Genomic DNA, 17,612 nt, shown 5'->3' with positions numbered 1-17,612 from the left:
TTTAAGTAAATTTGCAAAAATTAAAATTGAAATGGAGAAAGTAAGAGTACGTTTTGCTCCAAGTCCTACAGGACCTTTGCATTTGGGAGGCGTAAGAACCGCATTATATGATTATCTTTTTGCTAAAAATCAGGGTGGAGAATTTGTATTGAGAATTGAAGATACAGATACTGCACGATATGTAGAAGGAGCTGAAGAATATATTGAAGAAGCTTTAGAGTGGTGCGGAATCATTCCTGATGAAAGTCCTAAGAAAGGAGGGAAATTTGCCCCTTACAGACAATCTGAAAGAAGAGATATCTATGACCGATATACTGAGCAGATCTTAAAAACAGATTATGCTTATCTGGCTTTTGACACTCCAGAGGAACTGGATGCTATGCGTGCAGAATTTGAAGCAAGAGGTGAAGTGTTCTCTTATGATAACAAAACAAGAAACCGTTTAAGAAATACTCTGGCTCTTTCTCAGGAAGAAGTTCAAAGATTACTGGCCGAAAAAACACCTTATGTAGTACGATTTAAAATGCCTGTTGACAGAGTATTGAATCTTGAAGACATTATCCGTGGAAAATCGTCTGTAAATACCAATACATTAGACGATAAGGTTCTTGTAAAAAATGACGGGATGCCTACTTATCATTTTGCCAACATTATCGATGACCATGAGATGGAAATTTCTCATGTAATCCGTGGTGAAGAGTGGCTGCCTTCTTTAGGACTTCATACTTTATTATATGAAGCAATGGGTTGGAAAGCTCCAGAATTTGCTCACCTTTCTTTGATTTTAAAACCTGAAGGTAAAGGAAAATTAAGCAAAAGGGATGGTGATAAATTCGGATTCCCTGTATTCCCGCTTGATTTTAAAGATCCTGCAACCGGAGTTGTTTCCAAGGGATATAGAGAGAATGGTTACCTTCCTGATTCATTCATCAATATGGTTGCTTTATTAGGATGGTCTCCTGCCGATGATAAGGAAATTCTTCCATTGGAGGATATGATCAAAGAATTTGATCTTCATAAAGTTCATAAGGCTGGGGCGAGATTCAGTAAAGAAAAATCAGAATGGTTCAACCACCAGTATATTCAGATGAAGTCTGATGAAGAACTTCTTCAGCTTCTTAAAAATACAGATCTTGATCTTTCCGGTTCTTCCGATGAAAAGCTGTTAAAAGTGATTCAGCTGATGAAAGAAAGAGCTACTTTCCCAAAAGACATTTATGAAAACGGGAAATTTTTCTTCGAAGCTCCAACTTCCTATGATGAAAAAGCATCAAAAAAAGCATGGAACGAAGAAACTTCTGCTATTTTAGGGGAATTAGCATCTACCCTTGAGTCTTCAGACTTTACTGCTGAAGCACTTAAACAGACAGTTCACGATTTTGCCGAAACTAAAGGTTTGGGAATGGGTAAAGTAATGATGCCTTTGCGTTTGTCTTTAGTAGGAGAATTGAAAGGACCAGACGTTCCTGATATTTTGGAAATCCTTGGAAAAGAGGAAAGTATCTCCAGAATAGGCAATGCCATAAATAATTTTAAATAGAATAACCATAATTTTTCATACATTTGAAAGATTTAATTTACTTCAAGAAATGGAATATTTAAGTTTCGAACTTCCTATCAAAGAATTAATGGATCAATACCAGACCTGTTCTTTAGTAGGAGAAGAAAGTGGTGTTGATGTAAAATTAGCATGCAGCCAGATTGAGGATAAGATTTTAGAAAAGAAAAAAGAAATCTACGAAAATCTTACACCTTGGCAAAGAGTACAACTGTCCCGTCATCCAGATCGTCCATATACCATAGACTATATCAACGGAATGGCAGACAAAGGCAGTTTCCTGGAACTTCACGGAGACAGAAACTTCGCTGATGATCCGGCAATGATTGGAGGATTGATTACCCTGGATGGTCAAAGAGTAATGATCATAGGAACTCAAAAAGGAAGAACAACTAAAGAAAGACAGTACAGAAGATTTGGAATGCCGAATCCTGAAGGATACAGAAAAGCTTTAAGACTAATGAAGCTAGCTGAAAAATTCAACATTCCTGTTGTCACTTTAGTAGATACCCCGGGAGCTTATCCAGGATTAGAAGCTGAAGAAAGAGGGCAAGGTGAAGCTATTGCAAGAAATATTTTTGAAATGGTTCAGCTTAAAACTCCTATTTTCACTTATATTATTGGAGAAGGAGCCAGTGGTGGAGCATTAGGAATAGGTGTAGGAAATAAGGTATATATGTTAGAAAATACGTGGTATACCGTAATTGCACCGGAGAGCTGTTCATCCATCTTATGGAGAAACTGGGATCACAAAGAAGATGCTGCCAATGCATTAAACCTTACTCCACAGGATGCTTTAAGAGAAAAGTTCATTGACGGAATCATTGAGGAACCTCTTGGAGGCGCTCAGTATGATCCGGAAACCACTTATTTAAATTTAAAGAGTTCTATTTTACAGAATATAAAAGCTTTTTCCAAATTTACAGGACAAGAGCTTGAAACCCAGAGACAAGATAAATTCATTGCGATGGGTCAGTTTAAAGGATAAAAAACAAAAGGGTTAAGAAAATATTTCTTAACCCTTTTTTTAGCTCTAGTCTTCTTCTAATCCGCAACATTGAGAGCAATTTCAATGTCCTGGTTAATTTTCTTCAATGAAGAATATTTTGCATCACAGACCATAGTGGTCAGTATATATTCTCCTTTATCTATGAGAATAAAGTTTTCTCCTTTGGCAGGAACACTCAGATTGTAATATTTTTTGCCATTTATTTTCACGATCAGATTACAGCTGGACCTGTTTTTAATATTGACGTAGGCTTCATTTTTATTGATGTCATTACTAAAAAGATGAGTAAGCATCGCTGCTCTTCTTTTATTTTCTTCACTGGCCTCTGATTTGGAGGAACCCGCACTTTTTGCTGAACCTACCGAAGCATAGCTTACACTTCTTTCTTCTTTTAAAGCATCAATAGCTGCAGAGGTATTATTAGCCGAAGAGGTTGTCTTATTATTAGATGCAGAAGCTTTATTGGCAACCAGTACTTTTCCACTATTCAGCTCATTGTTTTTTACTATTTTTTCAATCTTCTCTTTACTAATCGGTTTGATTGTAGGTTTTGCTTCAGGAGAGTTATCGGCCATGATAATTTCCATCAGCTTTCTTTTAAAATAGTCTGTTTTTGCGTGCCCGGGATTTTGTTTCAGGAAACCTGCCACTATTCTTGCTTCTTTAGAAACCTCTGCTTCCTGCTCCGTATAGATGATCACTGTTTCTTTTTCTACAACAGCTTTAGATTTCGATCTTTTCTTTTTTTGGGAAAAACCAAGAGAAAAAATGCATATAAATAGAAGGAAGAAGAATTTTTTCATTAATCAAAACTTTAAAATAGTATTAAATATATTAATAACGTGAAAAGTCATTTTTTAGTTTATCATTAAAATCATTATCTTTGCACTGCTTTAAAATTAAGCTAAAAATTAATACTAATCTTAAATAAAAAATAATACATATTATGTCTTATACACCAGTTGCTGCTGACGTAGCGAAATTAAGAAACCAAACAGGTGCAGGTATGATGGACTGCAAGAAAGCTCTAGTTGAAGCTGAAGGAGACTTCGAAAAAGCGGTAGATATCCTTAGAAAAAAAGGACAAAAAGTTGCTGCTAACAGAGCTGACAGAGAATCTGCTGAAGGAGCTGTAATCGCAAGAGTAAACGAAGACAATACTTTAGGTGTTGTTATTTCTTTAAATTGTGAGACTGACTTTGTGGCTAAAAACGAAGCTTTCATTGAATTAGCTTACGAATTAGCTGAAATGGCAATCTTCGCTGCTACTAAAGAAGAGCTTTTAGCTACTGACTTCCACGGAATGACTGTTGCTGAAAAATTAATTGAGCAAACAGGAGTTATCGGTGAAAAAATCGAGATTGGATCTTTCGAAAGAATTCAGGGAGATTTCTTAGGAGCTTATATCCACGCTGGAAACAAAATTGCTGCAATCACTTCTCTTTCTGCTAAAGTAGACGGAGCTGACGAAGCTGCTAAAGCTGTTTCTATGCAGGTTGCTGCTATGAACCCAATTGCTTTGGACGAAACTAGAGTTTCTCAGGAAACTATCGATAAAGAATTAGAGATCGAAAGACACAAACTTACTGAAGAAGGTAAGCCTGCAAACATTATCGATAATATCCTTAAAGGTAAAATGCAGAGATTCTACAAAGACAACACTTTGGTACACCAGGACTTCATTAAGGACGGAAGTATCTCAGTTGCTGACTATGTAAAATCTGTAAACGGAGACCTAAAAGTAACAGGATTTGTAAGAGTAAGCTTAGTGTAATCAAGCTTTCAAAAAAAATATTTGATCCCGATGAAATTCATCGGGATTTTTTATGCAGTATTTCAGCTAATATGAACGCAATATAACACGAATTTTAAATATTCAATAATTACACTATAAACCAGCATTGACAGAATTTTTTCATGCTAAAAATCAATTATTAATAATTAGATTTGCGGCCCTTATAATAACATATGAAAAAATTTCTACTGGCTATTTTCACCTTTATTTGTTTGTTTGTTAATGCCCAGTTAGACACAGAGCATTGGTTTGCTCCCATGTCTGCAAGTGATCTTCTGGGAACCCCTGAAGGGTATCTCTATCTTTCCACTAATGAAACAATCCCATTTTCAGTACAGGTTTACAATAACAACACTGTATTTTCAACGGTACAGGTAAGTAAAAATAACCCGATTCGGGTAACGGTACCCAACAGTTTTATGATCGCTTCTTCGGTGAGCAGTCTCTTCAGATCTACTTCAATGGGATTATATGCAAAAGGAAGCAAAAAATTCTTTGCCAGTTTCAGATTTTCAGTCCCCAACCAGGCTGAGATTATTACTTCAAAAGGATTAGCCGGCATCGGGAAAAACTTTTTTGTAGGGGTAGCTCCTATTACATCGGCAAAAACTTACGTCAACTCCACCATTGGTGTTACTGCTACGGAAGACAATACCACGGTAACTTTATCCGGATATAATCCAAACGTTGTTTTTTCTGATGGTATTTCAGCTGTATCAAGAACATTTACTCTTAATAAAGGCAAATCATATATTATTGAGGCTCAAAGCACACTCGCCTCAGCAAATCTGGTGGGATTAGTAGGGGCAAAAATTACAGCTACGAAACCTGTATCTGTCACCAATGGAAATTTCAACAGTATTTATACTACCCAAAACAGCAGCAATGTGGATGTGCTAATGGATCAGGCTGTTCCTGTAGAAAGGTTGGGTAAAGATTTTGTACTGGTCAAAGGAAATGGTCCTGTCAACTCAGGAATGGAAGCAGCCTTGGTGATAGCAACAGCAGACAATACTAAACTTACCGTCAATGGAAACCTGGTAAATAATATCACCCTTACTACCGGAAAATATTATATTGTACAGGGTACTAATTATCTAAACCAGGGTAATGGAAATTTCAACATGAGTATTTCCGCTAACAACAATGTTTATGTCTATCAGCTTCTCGCCGGGACTTCCGGAAATACGGTTTATGCAACCGGAGGAATGAATTTTATCCCACCGTTAAGCTGCTTTTTACCCAAAGAAATTAATGAAATTGGATTCATTAATAAAATTGGGAATGACAGTTTTAATACTAAACTTAATATTATTACCCAAACGGGGGCAGCAGTAACATACAATGGAAATCCTATCATTGCAGCCAACGGACCTTACCCTGTCACCGGAAACCCTAATTGGGTCACCTACTCTATCCCTAATGTTTCAGGAAATGCCACTGTAAACTCTACAAAACCTGTAACAGCAGGAATAGCGGCCGGAAACGGAGCCGTGGGATATGGCGGTTATTTTGCGGGATTCTCTTCCGTACCCGCAATTACAAAAACAGGAGATTGCTATGCCGGCACCCGTCTTGAAGTAGACAGTAGTTATGATGCATACCAATGGTATTTTAATGGAAATGTAATTTCCGGAGAAACTTCCTATTTCATTAATCCGGAATTATATGGTACCGGAACTTATACCTGCTACATCACCAAGAATAATTGTGAGTCCAGACTTACATATGAATACGAATATACAGCCTGCCCACCCATATCCACCACAACCTATACGATCGGATCATGTAACACCAAAGTAATAACGCCAGTATTTACCAATTCTAATCAGAGCGTTGATCCTTCCCATACAAGCATTATCGTACAACCTGCCAATGGAACGGCTTCTATCAACCCTGTGACGGGTCAGGTTACATATACTCCTAATGCAGGACTTACTACCGACACTACGGACACCTTCACCTATTATATTCAGGGAAGTGGAAATCCTGCTTCATTTGAATATTTCAAAATTATAATTAACACCGATGTCCTTCAAACAAACAATACGTCTTTAACCTCATGTACTGCAGGTAATGGAAACGGAACATTCGACCTGACCGCAGCCAATGTCACTCCGGATTCAGGGACCTCTGTTACTTATTTCACAAATGCTAATTTAACCGGCGCGATCACTACCCCAACTTCTTATACAGGACCTGTAGGAGCTGTTTATGCTAATGTAACCTCAGCATTTGGCTGTTCTAAACAAGCCATTATTACATTAGCAGCCTATCCTTCACCTAATATTAATACCAGTACCTTCAATGCTGCTATTTGTGATGATAATTTTGATGGAATGGTTAGTGTCAACTTAGCCAATATAACCCCACAAATCGTAACTAATTCTCAGAATTTTACAGTAAGGTACTATCTCAACCAGTCTGATGCTACTGCAGGAAATGGAAACACCCTTCCTGTTAACTGGACATACACAGCCGCTACAACAGTATACGTAAGGGTTTCTTCTATTTCCGGTGAATGTCCTCCTGCCTTAGGGCAAATAAACTTCAGTATTGGAAATAAAATTCCTCTACTAACAGAGACTGCAAAAGTGGATATCTGTGATAATGATCTTAACGGCTCAGAGACTGTAAACCTCACTGATTATAAAGTATTATTCACGGCAGATCCTTCTGTAGTGTTATCATTCTACACATCATTAGCGAATGCTCAGGCAGGAGTTAATCCTATTTCAGCTTCACAAAACCTTACTTCTGCAAGTGTTTTCTATATAAGATTCCAACATAATACAGCATGTCCTAACACCGCTACGTTAACCCTTACTTTAAAAGCTCCGAAAAAATCTGAAAGACTCCGAAATCAGGTTGTCTGTTCAAGCGAGAAAGTCATTTTAGATGCCGGACCGGGATTTTCCTCCTATGTATGGAGTACGGGAGCAACCAGTCAAACCATTACTGTAGGCGCAGGAAGTTATTATGTAGATCTTGGATTTAATGGATGTGTGTACCGTCAGACGGTGAATGTAGGAGTAGCCCAGGCACCTATCATTACAAGGATAGAGGTTGTAAATTCCACCGCCACCATTTATGTTACCGGTGGAACGGCCCCTTACCAATATTCATTAAACGGATTAAATTATCAGACTTCCAATGTTTTCACCGGATTATCCCGGGGAATTCATACAGTATATGTTTTAGGTTCAGACGGATGCAGTCCTGTAGTGAAAGAGTTTTTGGTCCTTAATCTTGTTAATGCCATTACTCCGAATGGTGACGGGATCAATGATGTATTGAATTATACTGATTTAAGAATAAAAAAAGACGTCAGTATTGAAATAGCAGACCGATATGGAGCTACTGTTTATAAGTCTTCTGATAAAAATTATGTTTGGGATGGCAAAGTAAACGGAAGGAATCTTCCTACGGGAACCTATTGGTATATTTTACAGTGGACAGAACCGGACACACAATTACCAGTTTCACATTCGGGCTGGCTTTTAATCAAAAATCGAGAATAATTCAACGTATTTATTAGTATTTTTTTAACAATATTTGAAATTTTATTTTAATTTTGTAGAAATCCTAACTCCATACACATGAAAAAATTTTTACTTAGCATAGTATTGTTTTTTTTTACAATTAATACAGTCTTTGCCCAAAGGGATACAGAACACTGGATAGCACCATACTTCAGTAATGCAGGCAACTATTCCAACAGGATATATTTATCTACGGATTCTGTAACTCCTTTTGATGTAAAAATATACAACAATAATAATCCTGTTCCTGTTGCTACTGTTACAATCAGTAAAGGTAATCCTCAGTCGGAATTTATTGATCCCAGCTTGATATCGACTTCCACCACTACCGATGCTTTCAAATCTATTGGAAAAGGATTGTACCTGAAAGGCGATAAACCTTTCTACTGTAGTTTACGACTTGCTCAATCTGCCCATGGAGAAATTATCACCAGCAAAGGAAAAGCAGGTATTGGAAAACAGTTTTATGTTGCCACACCTCCAAATACAAACACTTCTAACAGCATTAATAATTTCACAGCAGGAATTATGGCTACTGAAGATAATACAACAGTAACGGTAACCTGGAATGGAGCTGGAGTTCAGTTTTATAATGGTACACCTACAGGAAACACCCAGACCTTTACACTGAACAAAGGAAAGTCTTTTATTTTTGCCGGTACTGGAACGAATACAGCAAACCTTAGTGGCTTCATTGGTGCTAAAGTTGTATCTGATAAGCCCGTAACCCTTACCAACGGAAGCTGTAACGGGAACTTCTCTTCTGCACCAAGTGGATCAGATCCTATCCTGGACCAGTCTGTTCCTACCGACAGACTTGGAAATACCTTTGCTATGGTAAAAACAAGATCCACTTCTCCCAATCTTAATATGGAAGGTGGGCTTATTGTAGCTACAGAAGACAACACAGAAATATATTTAAATGGATCTACCACGCCTGTTCAGACGATCAATGCTGGAGGGTGGTATAGAATCAATGAGACGAACTATGTTACTCAAACCGGAGCAGGAGCTCATTCCAATATGTTTATTTCAACTTCAAGGAATGTTTATCTCTACCAGTTTATTGGAATAGATAATAGTGATGCAACCAATGGATTTAATTATATCCCACCATTAAACTGTTTTCTTCCAAGAAAGATTGACGAAATTGGAAAGATCAACGAAATGCCATTAGGACCATTAGGTGCAAGTACTACACCCAGTGATTTGCATGTAAAATTAAATATTTTGACTGAAACCGGAGCTGTAGTAACCGTAAACAATGCTACTCCTACAGCTGCTGAAGGCCCTTATCCCCTTACAGGAAACTCACAATGGGTAACCTATGCTATCAATGATATACTAGGAAATGTAACCATTACTTCTACCAAAGCGGTAACCGCAGGTATTAATGGTGGATACAGTACTGCAGGATATGGAGGATATTTTGCAGGGTTTTCATCAATCCCCGTTATTGCAAAAGTAACAGGAGAATGTGTTCCGGGATTAATACTGGAAGTAGATGATGGGTATGAAACCTATCAATGGTTCCGCAACGGAACTGCAGTAGCAGGTGCTACTTCATTTACTTACACCCCTACCCAATCAGGAAACTATACTGTAAAAGTAACCATGGGAACCTGCCCACCCGTTACTACGCCTATCTATAAAGTGGAAACATGCTTAAAGCATACTACGCAGACCCTCAATGCATGTTCTACTAAAGTTATTACACCGGCATTTACCTCCTCAACCCAAACACCGGCACCAGGTACAGTAATGATTATTACTCCACCCAATAAAGGTACAGCCGTTATCAACCCGGCAACGGGCCAAATTACTTATACTCCCAATGCCAATTATCTGGGTCCGGATGTGATTGTATATAAATTCTGTGGAGCAGCTACCGAGTTTATCGACTGTGAAGAAATTACGTTAAAACTTACGGTAGTTCCTTTCATCGTACAGGATGCAAGCATTTCGGCATGTTGGTATGATGTAGCTCCTTATGCCTATTTTGACCTTACTAAAGCTAAAGTAACCGACTACAACGCGGTTGTAAAAAAATATTACCGTACACTCGCTGATCTTAATGCGGGTATCAATGAAATTACAACTCCAGAAAACTTTCCTGCTACAGGAGGTATTGTATATGTAAAAATAACAACCGCTGAAGGTTGTACTGCCAATGCAAAAATTGAGCTTATTGCATTGCCTATCAAAAAATCCCCTCTTCTTGTAGACCAGTATATATGTATGGATGCTAAAACCAACATTGATGCAGGACCTGGATATGATTCTTATGAATGGAACACAGGAGCTACTACTTCAGGGATCAGAGATGTAGGAGTGGGTGAATACTCTGTAAAGCTTGGTAAAAACGGATGTTTCCTTATTCAAATTGTAAGAATAAGAAAAGCCGAAGATCCGGTTATCCAACAAATTGAGATTAACAACAACAATGCAACAGTTATTGTAACCGGAGGTAAAGCTCCTTACAAATTTGCAGTTGACGGAACGGTAAACTGGCAGGACTCTAATTCTTTCGCAGGATTATCAAGAGGACAGCATACATTCTATGTGAAAGATGCTTACGACTGTACTCCGGTTTCTGTTGAGATCACTGTCCCTAATTTATTAAACGCAATTACTCCTAACGGAGATAATGTAAATGATTATATAGACTACAGTGAACTGGCTTATAAAGAAAATCTTTCTTTTGTTGTATACGACAGATATGGAAACATGGTCTTTACCGGAAATAAATTTAATAACTACAAATGGGACGGAAGACATTTTGATAAAAAACTGGGAACCGGAACCTATTGGTATCATATCAACTGGAATGAGCCTAATAAAGAGAAAACTCCAGTAAAATATTCAGGCTGGATCTTAGTAAAGAATATAGAATAGACCCTTAAATACCATTTAAAAACCACGATGATTATCGTGGTTTTTTCATTTATATACTATTGTTTTGCCCAACCACATCAAGTGAAAGAAGTTCCACAAAATCAAAACTTCAATAAAACACAATCATTTAATAAAGAAAATTGAATCTTGGTTTTGAGCTATAGTTTATCAATCACAATTGGGTAGCACGTATTTTTTTGCCAATTCAGCAACTAATATTAAAAATATTTTCAATACTAACCAATTATTCTATTATTTTTGTAAAAATCTAATTTTATATCTATGAAGAAAATTTTATCCATTTTTCTGTTATTCTTTGCGGCAGTCCAAATGCTCTTTGCCCAAAGAGATACAGAACATTGGTTTGCCCCGATGGCAGCCAGATCAACAGTACTCAGCAATCCCAAGCAGGCTTTGTATTTTTCTACAGATTCTGTCACACCCTTTCCTGTAGAAATTTACAGTAATGGTGCTTTATTGGCTACTGTTACCATCAGTAAAGGTTCTCCTCAAACATATGACGTACCCTTAAACAGAATGGTTGCCAGTACCAATGGTGAACTTTTTACTCCAGGGAATAAAGGCTTATATACAAAAGGAACAAAACCCTATTTCGTTACCTATAGATTTTCAGTATCCAGTCATGGTGAGATCTTAACATCAAAAGGTAAAGCAGGAATCGGCACAAAATTCTATGCCGCTACAGCTCCTCTTGAAGAATTAGGGAGCTTATATAATTTCACCACCGGTATTTTAGCAACAGAAGACAATACAAAAGTGACTGTTTCCAATTATAGTGCTAATATTATATTTACTAATGGCTGGACAGGAGCTACCAACCCCACTATTACTTTCACCCTTAATAAAGGGCAATCTTACATTATTGAAGGAACAGGGGATAAAGCTTTGAATAAAGAAGCATTCATTGGAGCCAAAATAGAATCCGACAAACCTATTTCTGTTACCAATGGAAATTTTAATGGACAGTTTGCTATACCTTCAACAGGATACTGGGATGGTTCCGATATTATTATGGACCAGTCTGTACCAGTGGACAGATTAGGAAATGAATTTGTGGTTGTAAAGGGAAATGGGAACATCAGTAAAAGGATGGAAGATGCTTTAATCATTGCTACTGAAGGAGGAACCCAGGTATACATCAACAATGGAACTACTCCTGTTGCTACTCTTGCCGAAGGAGAAAGCTACAGAGTAAATAAAGTAAGCAATACCAATTATATCAACCAAGGTAACAATCATTACAACATGTACATAAGAACGACAAAAAATGTATATGTGTATCAATTAATGGCAGGTATCGCAGATAGTAATGCTACTCTTGGATTCAATTATATCCCGCCATTGAACTGTTATCTTCCCAGAAAGATTGACGAAATAGGAAAAATCAAAGACCTTCCTTATTATACTACTCTAACCAGTCATATTGTAAAATTAAACATCCTGACTGAAAATGGAGCTGCTGTTACCGTTAATGGAGCTGCACTACCAGCAACCCAGGGACCATTTCCCGTAAGTGGAACGACCAACTGGGTATCCTATTCAGTGCCGGACATTACGGGCAACGTTACCATAACCTCTACAAAAGCTGTTACAGCAGGTATTTCAGGAGGAAGTGGTGTAGTGGGATATGGAGGATATTTTGCCGGATTCTCTTCCATTCCTGTAATTGCAAAACAAACAGGAGACTGTATCCCAGGATTAGTATTGGAAGTAGGTGACAGTTTTGATACCTATCAATGGTTCAGAAACGGAACACCTATTCCTGGTGCAACAACAAACTCTTATACTCCTACACAGTCGGGACGCTATACGGTAAAAATTACCGTTGGAACATGTCCTGCAGTAATTACCCCGGAATATAAAGTTTTTACTTGTCTTAAGAAAACTACTTTAACCGATACCGTATGTGATGTTGTAAAACAGATTGTTCCAACATTCACTAACTCTACCCAAACTGTAGTTCCGGGAACAGTAACGATTCTTACTCCTCCGACACATGGTAATGCCATCATTGATCCTGTTACTGGAGTGATAAGCTATGCGCCTTCTTTCGGTTATATAGGACCTGATACCATCGTATATCAGTTCTGTGGAAACGATCCTGAGTTTACAGATTGTGAAGAAATAACATTAAACTTAACAATATCTGAAAGCCCTGTAGTAAAGAATGCTTCATTAAGAACTTGCTTCATTGAATCAAACCCGGCAACAGGTCTATTCAATCTTACCAATGCCTTGGTTCACGATCCGGGTAATTACACCAAGAAATACTACCCGTCTCTTGCTGATGCCCATGCAGGAACCAATGAAATTCTGACTCCAACAGATTATGTGGCTCCAACGGGTGTTGTCTATGTAAAAGTATCTAATGCAAATGGATGTTACAGAGTAGCAGAGGTAACTTTAACGGTATTACCCCCAGTTAAATCTGATTTGTTAGCTGACAAGATCATTTGTATGGAAAATAAAACAACACTTGATGCAGGACCTGGATTTAAAAGCTACGAATGGAGCACAGGAGCAACAACTCAGTCTATACAAAATGTAGGGGTAGGAACTTATTGGGTAAAACTTAAAACAGGAGACTGTGTTACCTTACAAACAGTAAAAGTATACGCTTCTGAACAACCTGTAATTTCTAATATTGATATTTCAAACAATTCAATCACAGTATATGTGATAGGTGGAACTCCTCCTTATAAATATTCTATTGATAACCTTAACTGGCAGGATTCTAATGTATTTACCAACATGCCTAGAGGTAACGCAAGTGTATATGTAAAGGATGACTATAATTGTACGCCATTGCAGGTAGATATTACAATTCCTAACCTGATTAACGTAATTACGCCTAATAATGATGGTGTAAATGATGCCATTGATTATTCTGCATTAGCCAATAAAAACAATCTCGTTATTAATATTTTTGACAGATATGGAACTAAAGTCTATCAGGCAGATAAATCCAACGGCTACAAATGGAATGGAACACTGGATGGAAATAAGAAAATCTCTACAGGAAATTACTGGTATGAAATAGGCTGGACCGAACCAACCGGCAAGCAAACTGCCATTAAATTCTCTGGCTGGATTTTAGTAAAAAACAGAGAGTAAAAAATTATACATAAAATTTTCAAAACCACGATTTTAAAGTCGTGGTTTTTTTATTAGTTTTTCAAGGTTTTAATATCATTTATTATTAAATTTGTGATAAATACTAATACTGAATGAAGAAAATTCTATCTTTTCTATTTATATTTTCTATTTTCACCTTTACCTTTGCCCAATTAGACAGAGAACATTGGTTTGCCCCGATGATCGACAGAACAGGCAGCCCCAATCCTTATCAGAAAATCTATTTATCGACCAATAGAACCACTCCTTTTCCAGTTAATATTTATAATAATAATATTCTGATCGGAACGGTGAATATCAGTAAAAACAATCCTCAAAAGTTTGATGTACTGAGAGAATATATTATTACAACTCAGCAGGCAGACTTATTTACTCCTACCACAAAAGGGTTATATTTAAAAGCAGAGTTTCCTTTCTATGCTAACTTAAGATTCTCGGTATATAACCATGCAGAAATTATTACCTCCAAAGGAATTCCTTCTACAGGAAAGAATTTCTATGCAGCGTCTGCCCCACTCTCTGTAAGTAATACGATTCTGAATTTCATGACCAGTGTTTTAGCGACAGAAGATAACACATCGGTTACCATTACAGGATACAACCCACTCGTACAGTTTTCAAATGGAACTACAGGAGCAACCAATCCGACGATGACTTTTACCCTAAACAAGGGACAGTCTTATATTATTGATGGTATTGGGAACAGTATTGGAAATTTTGACGGGTTTATAGGATCAAAGATCACGGCAAACAAACCGGTAAATATCACCAATGGAAATTTTAACGGTCAATATGCCGGCGACTACCCTTCAAGTTCCGATATTTTAATGGATCAGGCGGTACCGGTAGAAAGACTTGGTAATGAATTTGCCCTTGTAAAAGGCAACGGAAGCATAGGAACTCATATGGAGGGCGCCGTAGTGATTGCCACCGAAGATAATACTCAGATCTATGTAAATAATGAAATTGCACCTATAGCGACCATCAATACCGGAAAATATTTTGTAATTCCCGACACAAAATATAGCTTACAGGGTGGAGGACATTACAATCTATACGTTAAAACATCTAAAAATGCATATGTATATCAGATATTGGCAGGAAGCGATAATGCATTAAATCAGGTAGCAACCGGTGGATTCAACTTTATACCGGCCCTGAACTGCTATTTGCCAAAGCAGATTAATGAACTTGGTTTTATTAACGAAAATTTTGTTTACTCCAATGGAAATCCTTCAGGGATCCTCAATATTCCTACAAAATTGAATCTCATTACAGAAAGAGGAGCCAATGTAACAGTGAATGGGGCAACCCCGCTAGCGAGTACAGGGCCATATGATATGACCGGTACCACCAATTGGGTCACCTATGGAATTCCAAATGTAACAGGAACAATAACTATCATTTCAGATAAAGCAATCACTGCTGGAATTAATGCAGGAAGTGATGCAGTAGGTTATGGAGGTTTTTTTGCGGGATTCCCCACACAGCCTGTCATTATAAAATCCGGAGGAGACTGTGCTCCCGGAATTATCCTTACTGTAGATCCTATTATTTATGACACTTACCAGTGGTATAGGAACGGAATTTTAATCACCGGAGCTACGGGATCTTCCATTACCCCCACTCAATCAGGCTACTATACCTGTACTGTAACCATGGGACGCTGCGCGCCTTTAGTTACCGGACAATATAAAGTCCTGAACTGTACAAAGCTCAATACAGCCACCTATGACGTATGTACTACCCAAACGATAACACCTGCCTTTAGCAGCTCAACACAGACTCCTGTACCTGCTACGGTAGCCATTACAACACCTCCTACTCTGGGCACAGCAGTTATAAACCCTGTTACCGGAATCATTACCTATACCGTTAATACTCCCGGAACTGCAGGAACTGATACTTTTACCTATACTTTCTGTGGCAATGATCCTGATTTTCCAGATTGCGAAACGATAACTGTCACCATCAATATTCTTGCCCTTACTGTAACAGACAGAACCTTGAGTGCGTGTGATATTAATGGACTTGGTGTATTTAATTTAACCACGGCAAATGTCACAAACAACACCCCAGTTACCATTACGTATTACCCTACCCTAGCGGATGCCCAGACAGAAAATCCTGCGGCCCTGATAGTAACTCCGGATTCATACTCTGCACCGAACGGAACAATTGTATATGCTGTAGTAAAAAACAACCTGGGCTGTAAAAGCATAGCAAAAATAACCCTAAATCTGTATAATAAAGCCATCGTACTGGACAACTATAATGGGGTCTTCTGTGATGATAACCTGGACGGAACTGTCAATATTATCTTACCTAATATCACGACCATCGTCCTTAACAATCCGACGTATTTTACAAATGTAAGGTATTATGCCAGCCTTACAGATGCTACCGCCGGAAATGCCAACACCCTTTCCAATACCTGGAGCTATACCGGTCCTGTTACGATCTATATCAGAGTAGATTCTCCGGATGGATGTGCTACGGTGATTAAACCTTTACAATTCAGTATTGGGGCCAGGATACAATTATTAAAAACCTCTGCTAACCAGGATATATGTGATGATGATTTAGACGGAATAAAATCAGTTAATCTCACGCAGTACATGGCTCAGTTCACAGCAGACCCTGCAGTTACCTTTACTTTTCACGGAAGTTTGGCTGAGGCGCAGAATAACATCAATCCTATTTCTCCGGCTGTAAATATTAATATGTCTCAGACTTATTATATCCGTTTTGAAAAAAATGGAGTATGCCCGGAAGTGGCTTCTATTAAAATCACCATTAAAATTCCTAAAAAATCAGACTTGCTGAAGGATCAGGCGATCTGCCCTAAAATGACCACCACCTTAAATGCCGGTCCGGGGTTCGACAAATATTTGTGGAGTACCGGAGCTTCAACCCCGTCCATCACCAATGTCCCTGTGGGAAGCTATTGGGTAGATCTTACCTCGAACGGCTGTGTGTACAGACAGCACGTCAACGTCACAGAGTTACCACTTCCCATTATCACTTCCATTGAGATTGACGGAACCACCGTAAAGATAGGAGCAAGTGGTGGCACTCCACCTTATGAGTATTCTCTGGATGGAGTGGTATGGCAAAGTTCAAATATTTTTCAAAATGTACCGAGAGGGGCTCACACTGCGTTTGTAAGAGATTCCAAATTGTGTGAAGAGGTCAAAAAATCATTTGCGATCATTAACCTTATCAATACCATTACTCCAAATGGTGACGGATATAATGAAGGAATAAGCTATTCAGCTTTAATGGCTAATGACAACCTGGTATTCAGAATTTTTGACAGATATGGAGCAGAAGTCTTCAGAGGAACTCCTGAAAACAAATATACCTGGGACGGAAGACTGGGTGGAAGATATGTACCTACCGCTACCTATTGGTATTTTATCAGCTGGACAGAGCATGGATCCGGACTCGAGATAAAGTATTCGAGCTGGCTTTTGGTAAAACACAGATAAAGTCGATTATCAATGTATAAAAGGTTCTTTTTGTCATCTTAAACACCATTAAAACCAAGTTTATAACACTCATTAACAATTTAATACTAAAGTTTAATATAACTTTAACCACTATTCGCGATCTTAATAGGAACAAATTGCTGTATTTCTATGTAATTTTGCCTCA

General features: G+C 38.0%; 8 protein-coding genes. 7 read left to right on the top strand and 1 reads right to left on the bottom strand.

The window, feature by feature from the left end:
• Window positions 1–31 precede the first annotated feature (31 nt).
• Both gltX and DRF57_RS00410 read left to right on the top strand, forming a co-directional pair.
• On the top strand, window positions 32–1,540 hold the full coding sequence (gene gltX, locus DRF57_RS00415; protein ID WP_115916297.1) for a glutamate--tRNA ligase: 1,509 nt from the start codon (window positions 32–34) through the stop codon (window positions 1,538–1,540).
• Window positions 1,541–1,589: 49 nt separating this feature from the next.
• On the top strand, window positions 1,590–2,546 hold the full coding sequence (locus DRF57_RS00410) for an acetyl-CoA carboxylase carboxyltransferase subunit alpha (RefSeq protein WP_047488710.1): 957 nt from the start codon (window positions 1,590–1,592) through the stop codon (window positions 2,544–2,546).
• Window positions 2,547–2,602: 56 nt separating this feature from the next.
• On the opposite strand, the gene DRF57_RS00405 is transcribed toward DRF57_RS00410, so the two are convergent.
• The gene (locus tag DRF57_RS00405; protein ID WP_115916295.1) at window positions 2,603–3,370 is read right to left on the bottom strand and encodes a DUF6759 domain-containing protein; all 768 of its coding nucleotides are present in this window, start codon (window positions 3,368–3,370) and stop codon (window positions 2,603–2,605) included.
• A 143-nt stretch (window positions 3,371–3,513) separates the two neighbouring features.
• Between DRF57_RS00405 and tsf the strand changes: the two genes are divergently transcribed.
• From tsf to DRF57_RS00380, 5 genes are all read left to right on the top strand, one after another.
• The gene (tsf, locus tag DRF57_RS00400; protein ID WP_047488703.1) at window positions 3,514–4,341 is read left to right on the top strand and encodes a translation elongation factor Ts; all 828 of its coding nucleotides are present in this window, start codon (window positions 3,514–3,516) and stop codon (window positions 4,339–4,341) included.
• Window positions 4,342–4,535: 194 nt separating this feature from the next.
• Complete coding sequence (locus DRF57_RS00395; RefSeq protein ID WP_115916293.1) at window positions 4,536–7,883, top strand: T9SS type B sorting domain-containing protein; 3,348 nt, start codon at window positions 4,536–4,538, stop codon at window positions 7,881–7,883.
• A gap of 78 nt (window positions 7,884–7,961) precedes the next feature.
• Window positions 7,962–10,799 (top strand): T9SS type B sorting domain-containing protein, encoded by a 2,838-nt coding sequence (locus DRF57_RS00390; protein WP_115916291.1) that lies wholly within the window; start codon window positions 7,962–7,964, stop codon window positions 10,797–10,799.
• Between the two features lie 282 nt (window positions 10,800–11,081).
• A complete protein-coding gene (locus tag DRF57_RS00385; RefSeq protein ID WP_084085788.1) occupies window positions 11,082–13,934 on the top strand; it encodes a T9SS type B sorting domain-containing protein in 2,853 nt (950 codons plus the stop codon).
• Window positions 13,935–14,047: 113 nt separating this feature from the next.
• Window positions 14,048–17,446, top strand: a complete 3,399-nt coding sequence (locus DRF57_RS00380) for a T9SS type B sorting domain-containing protein (protein WP_167449333.1) — start codon at window positions 14,048–14,050, stop codon at window positions 17,444–17,446.
• Window positions 17,447–17,612: the final 166 nt, after the last annotated feature.

This window comes from Chryseobacterium rhizosphaerae (genome assembly GCF_003385455.1).
Taxonomy (GTDB): Bacteria; Bacteroidota; Bacteroidia; order Flavobacteriales; family Weeksellaceae; genus Chryseobacterium; species Chryseobacterium rhizosphaerae.
Note: the sequence above shows the minus strand (reverse complement) of the source record. Positions and strands in the feature narration are given on the sequence as shown.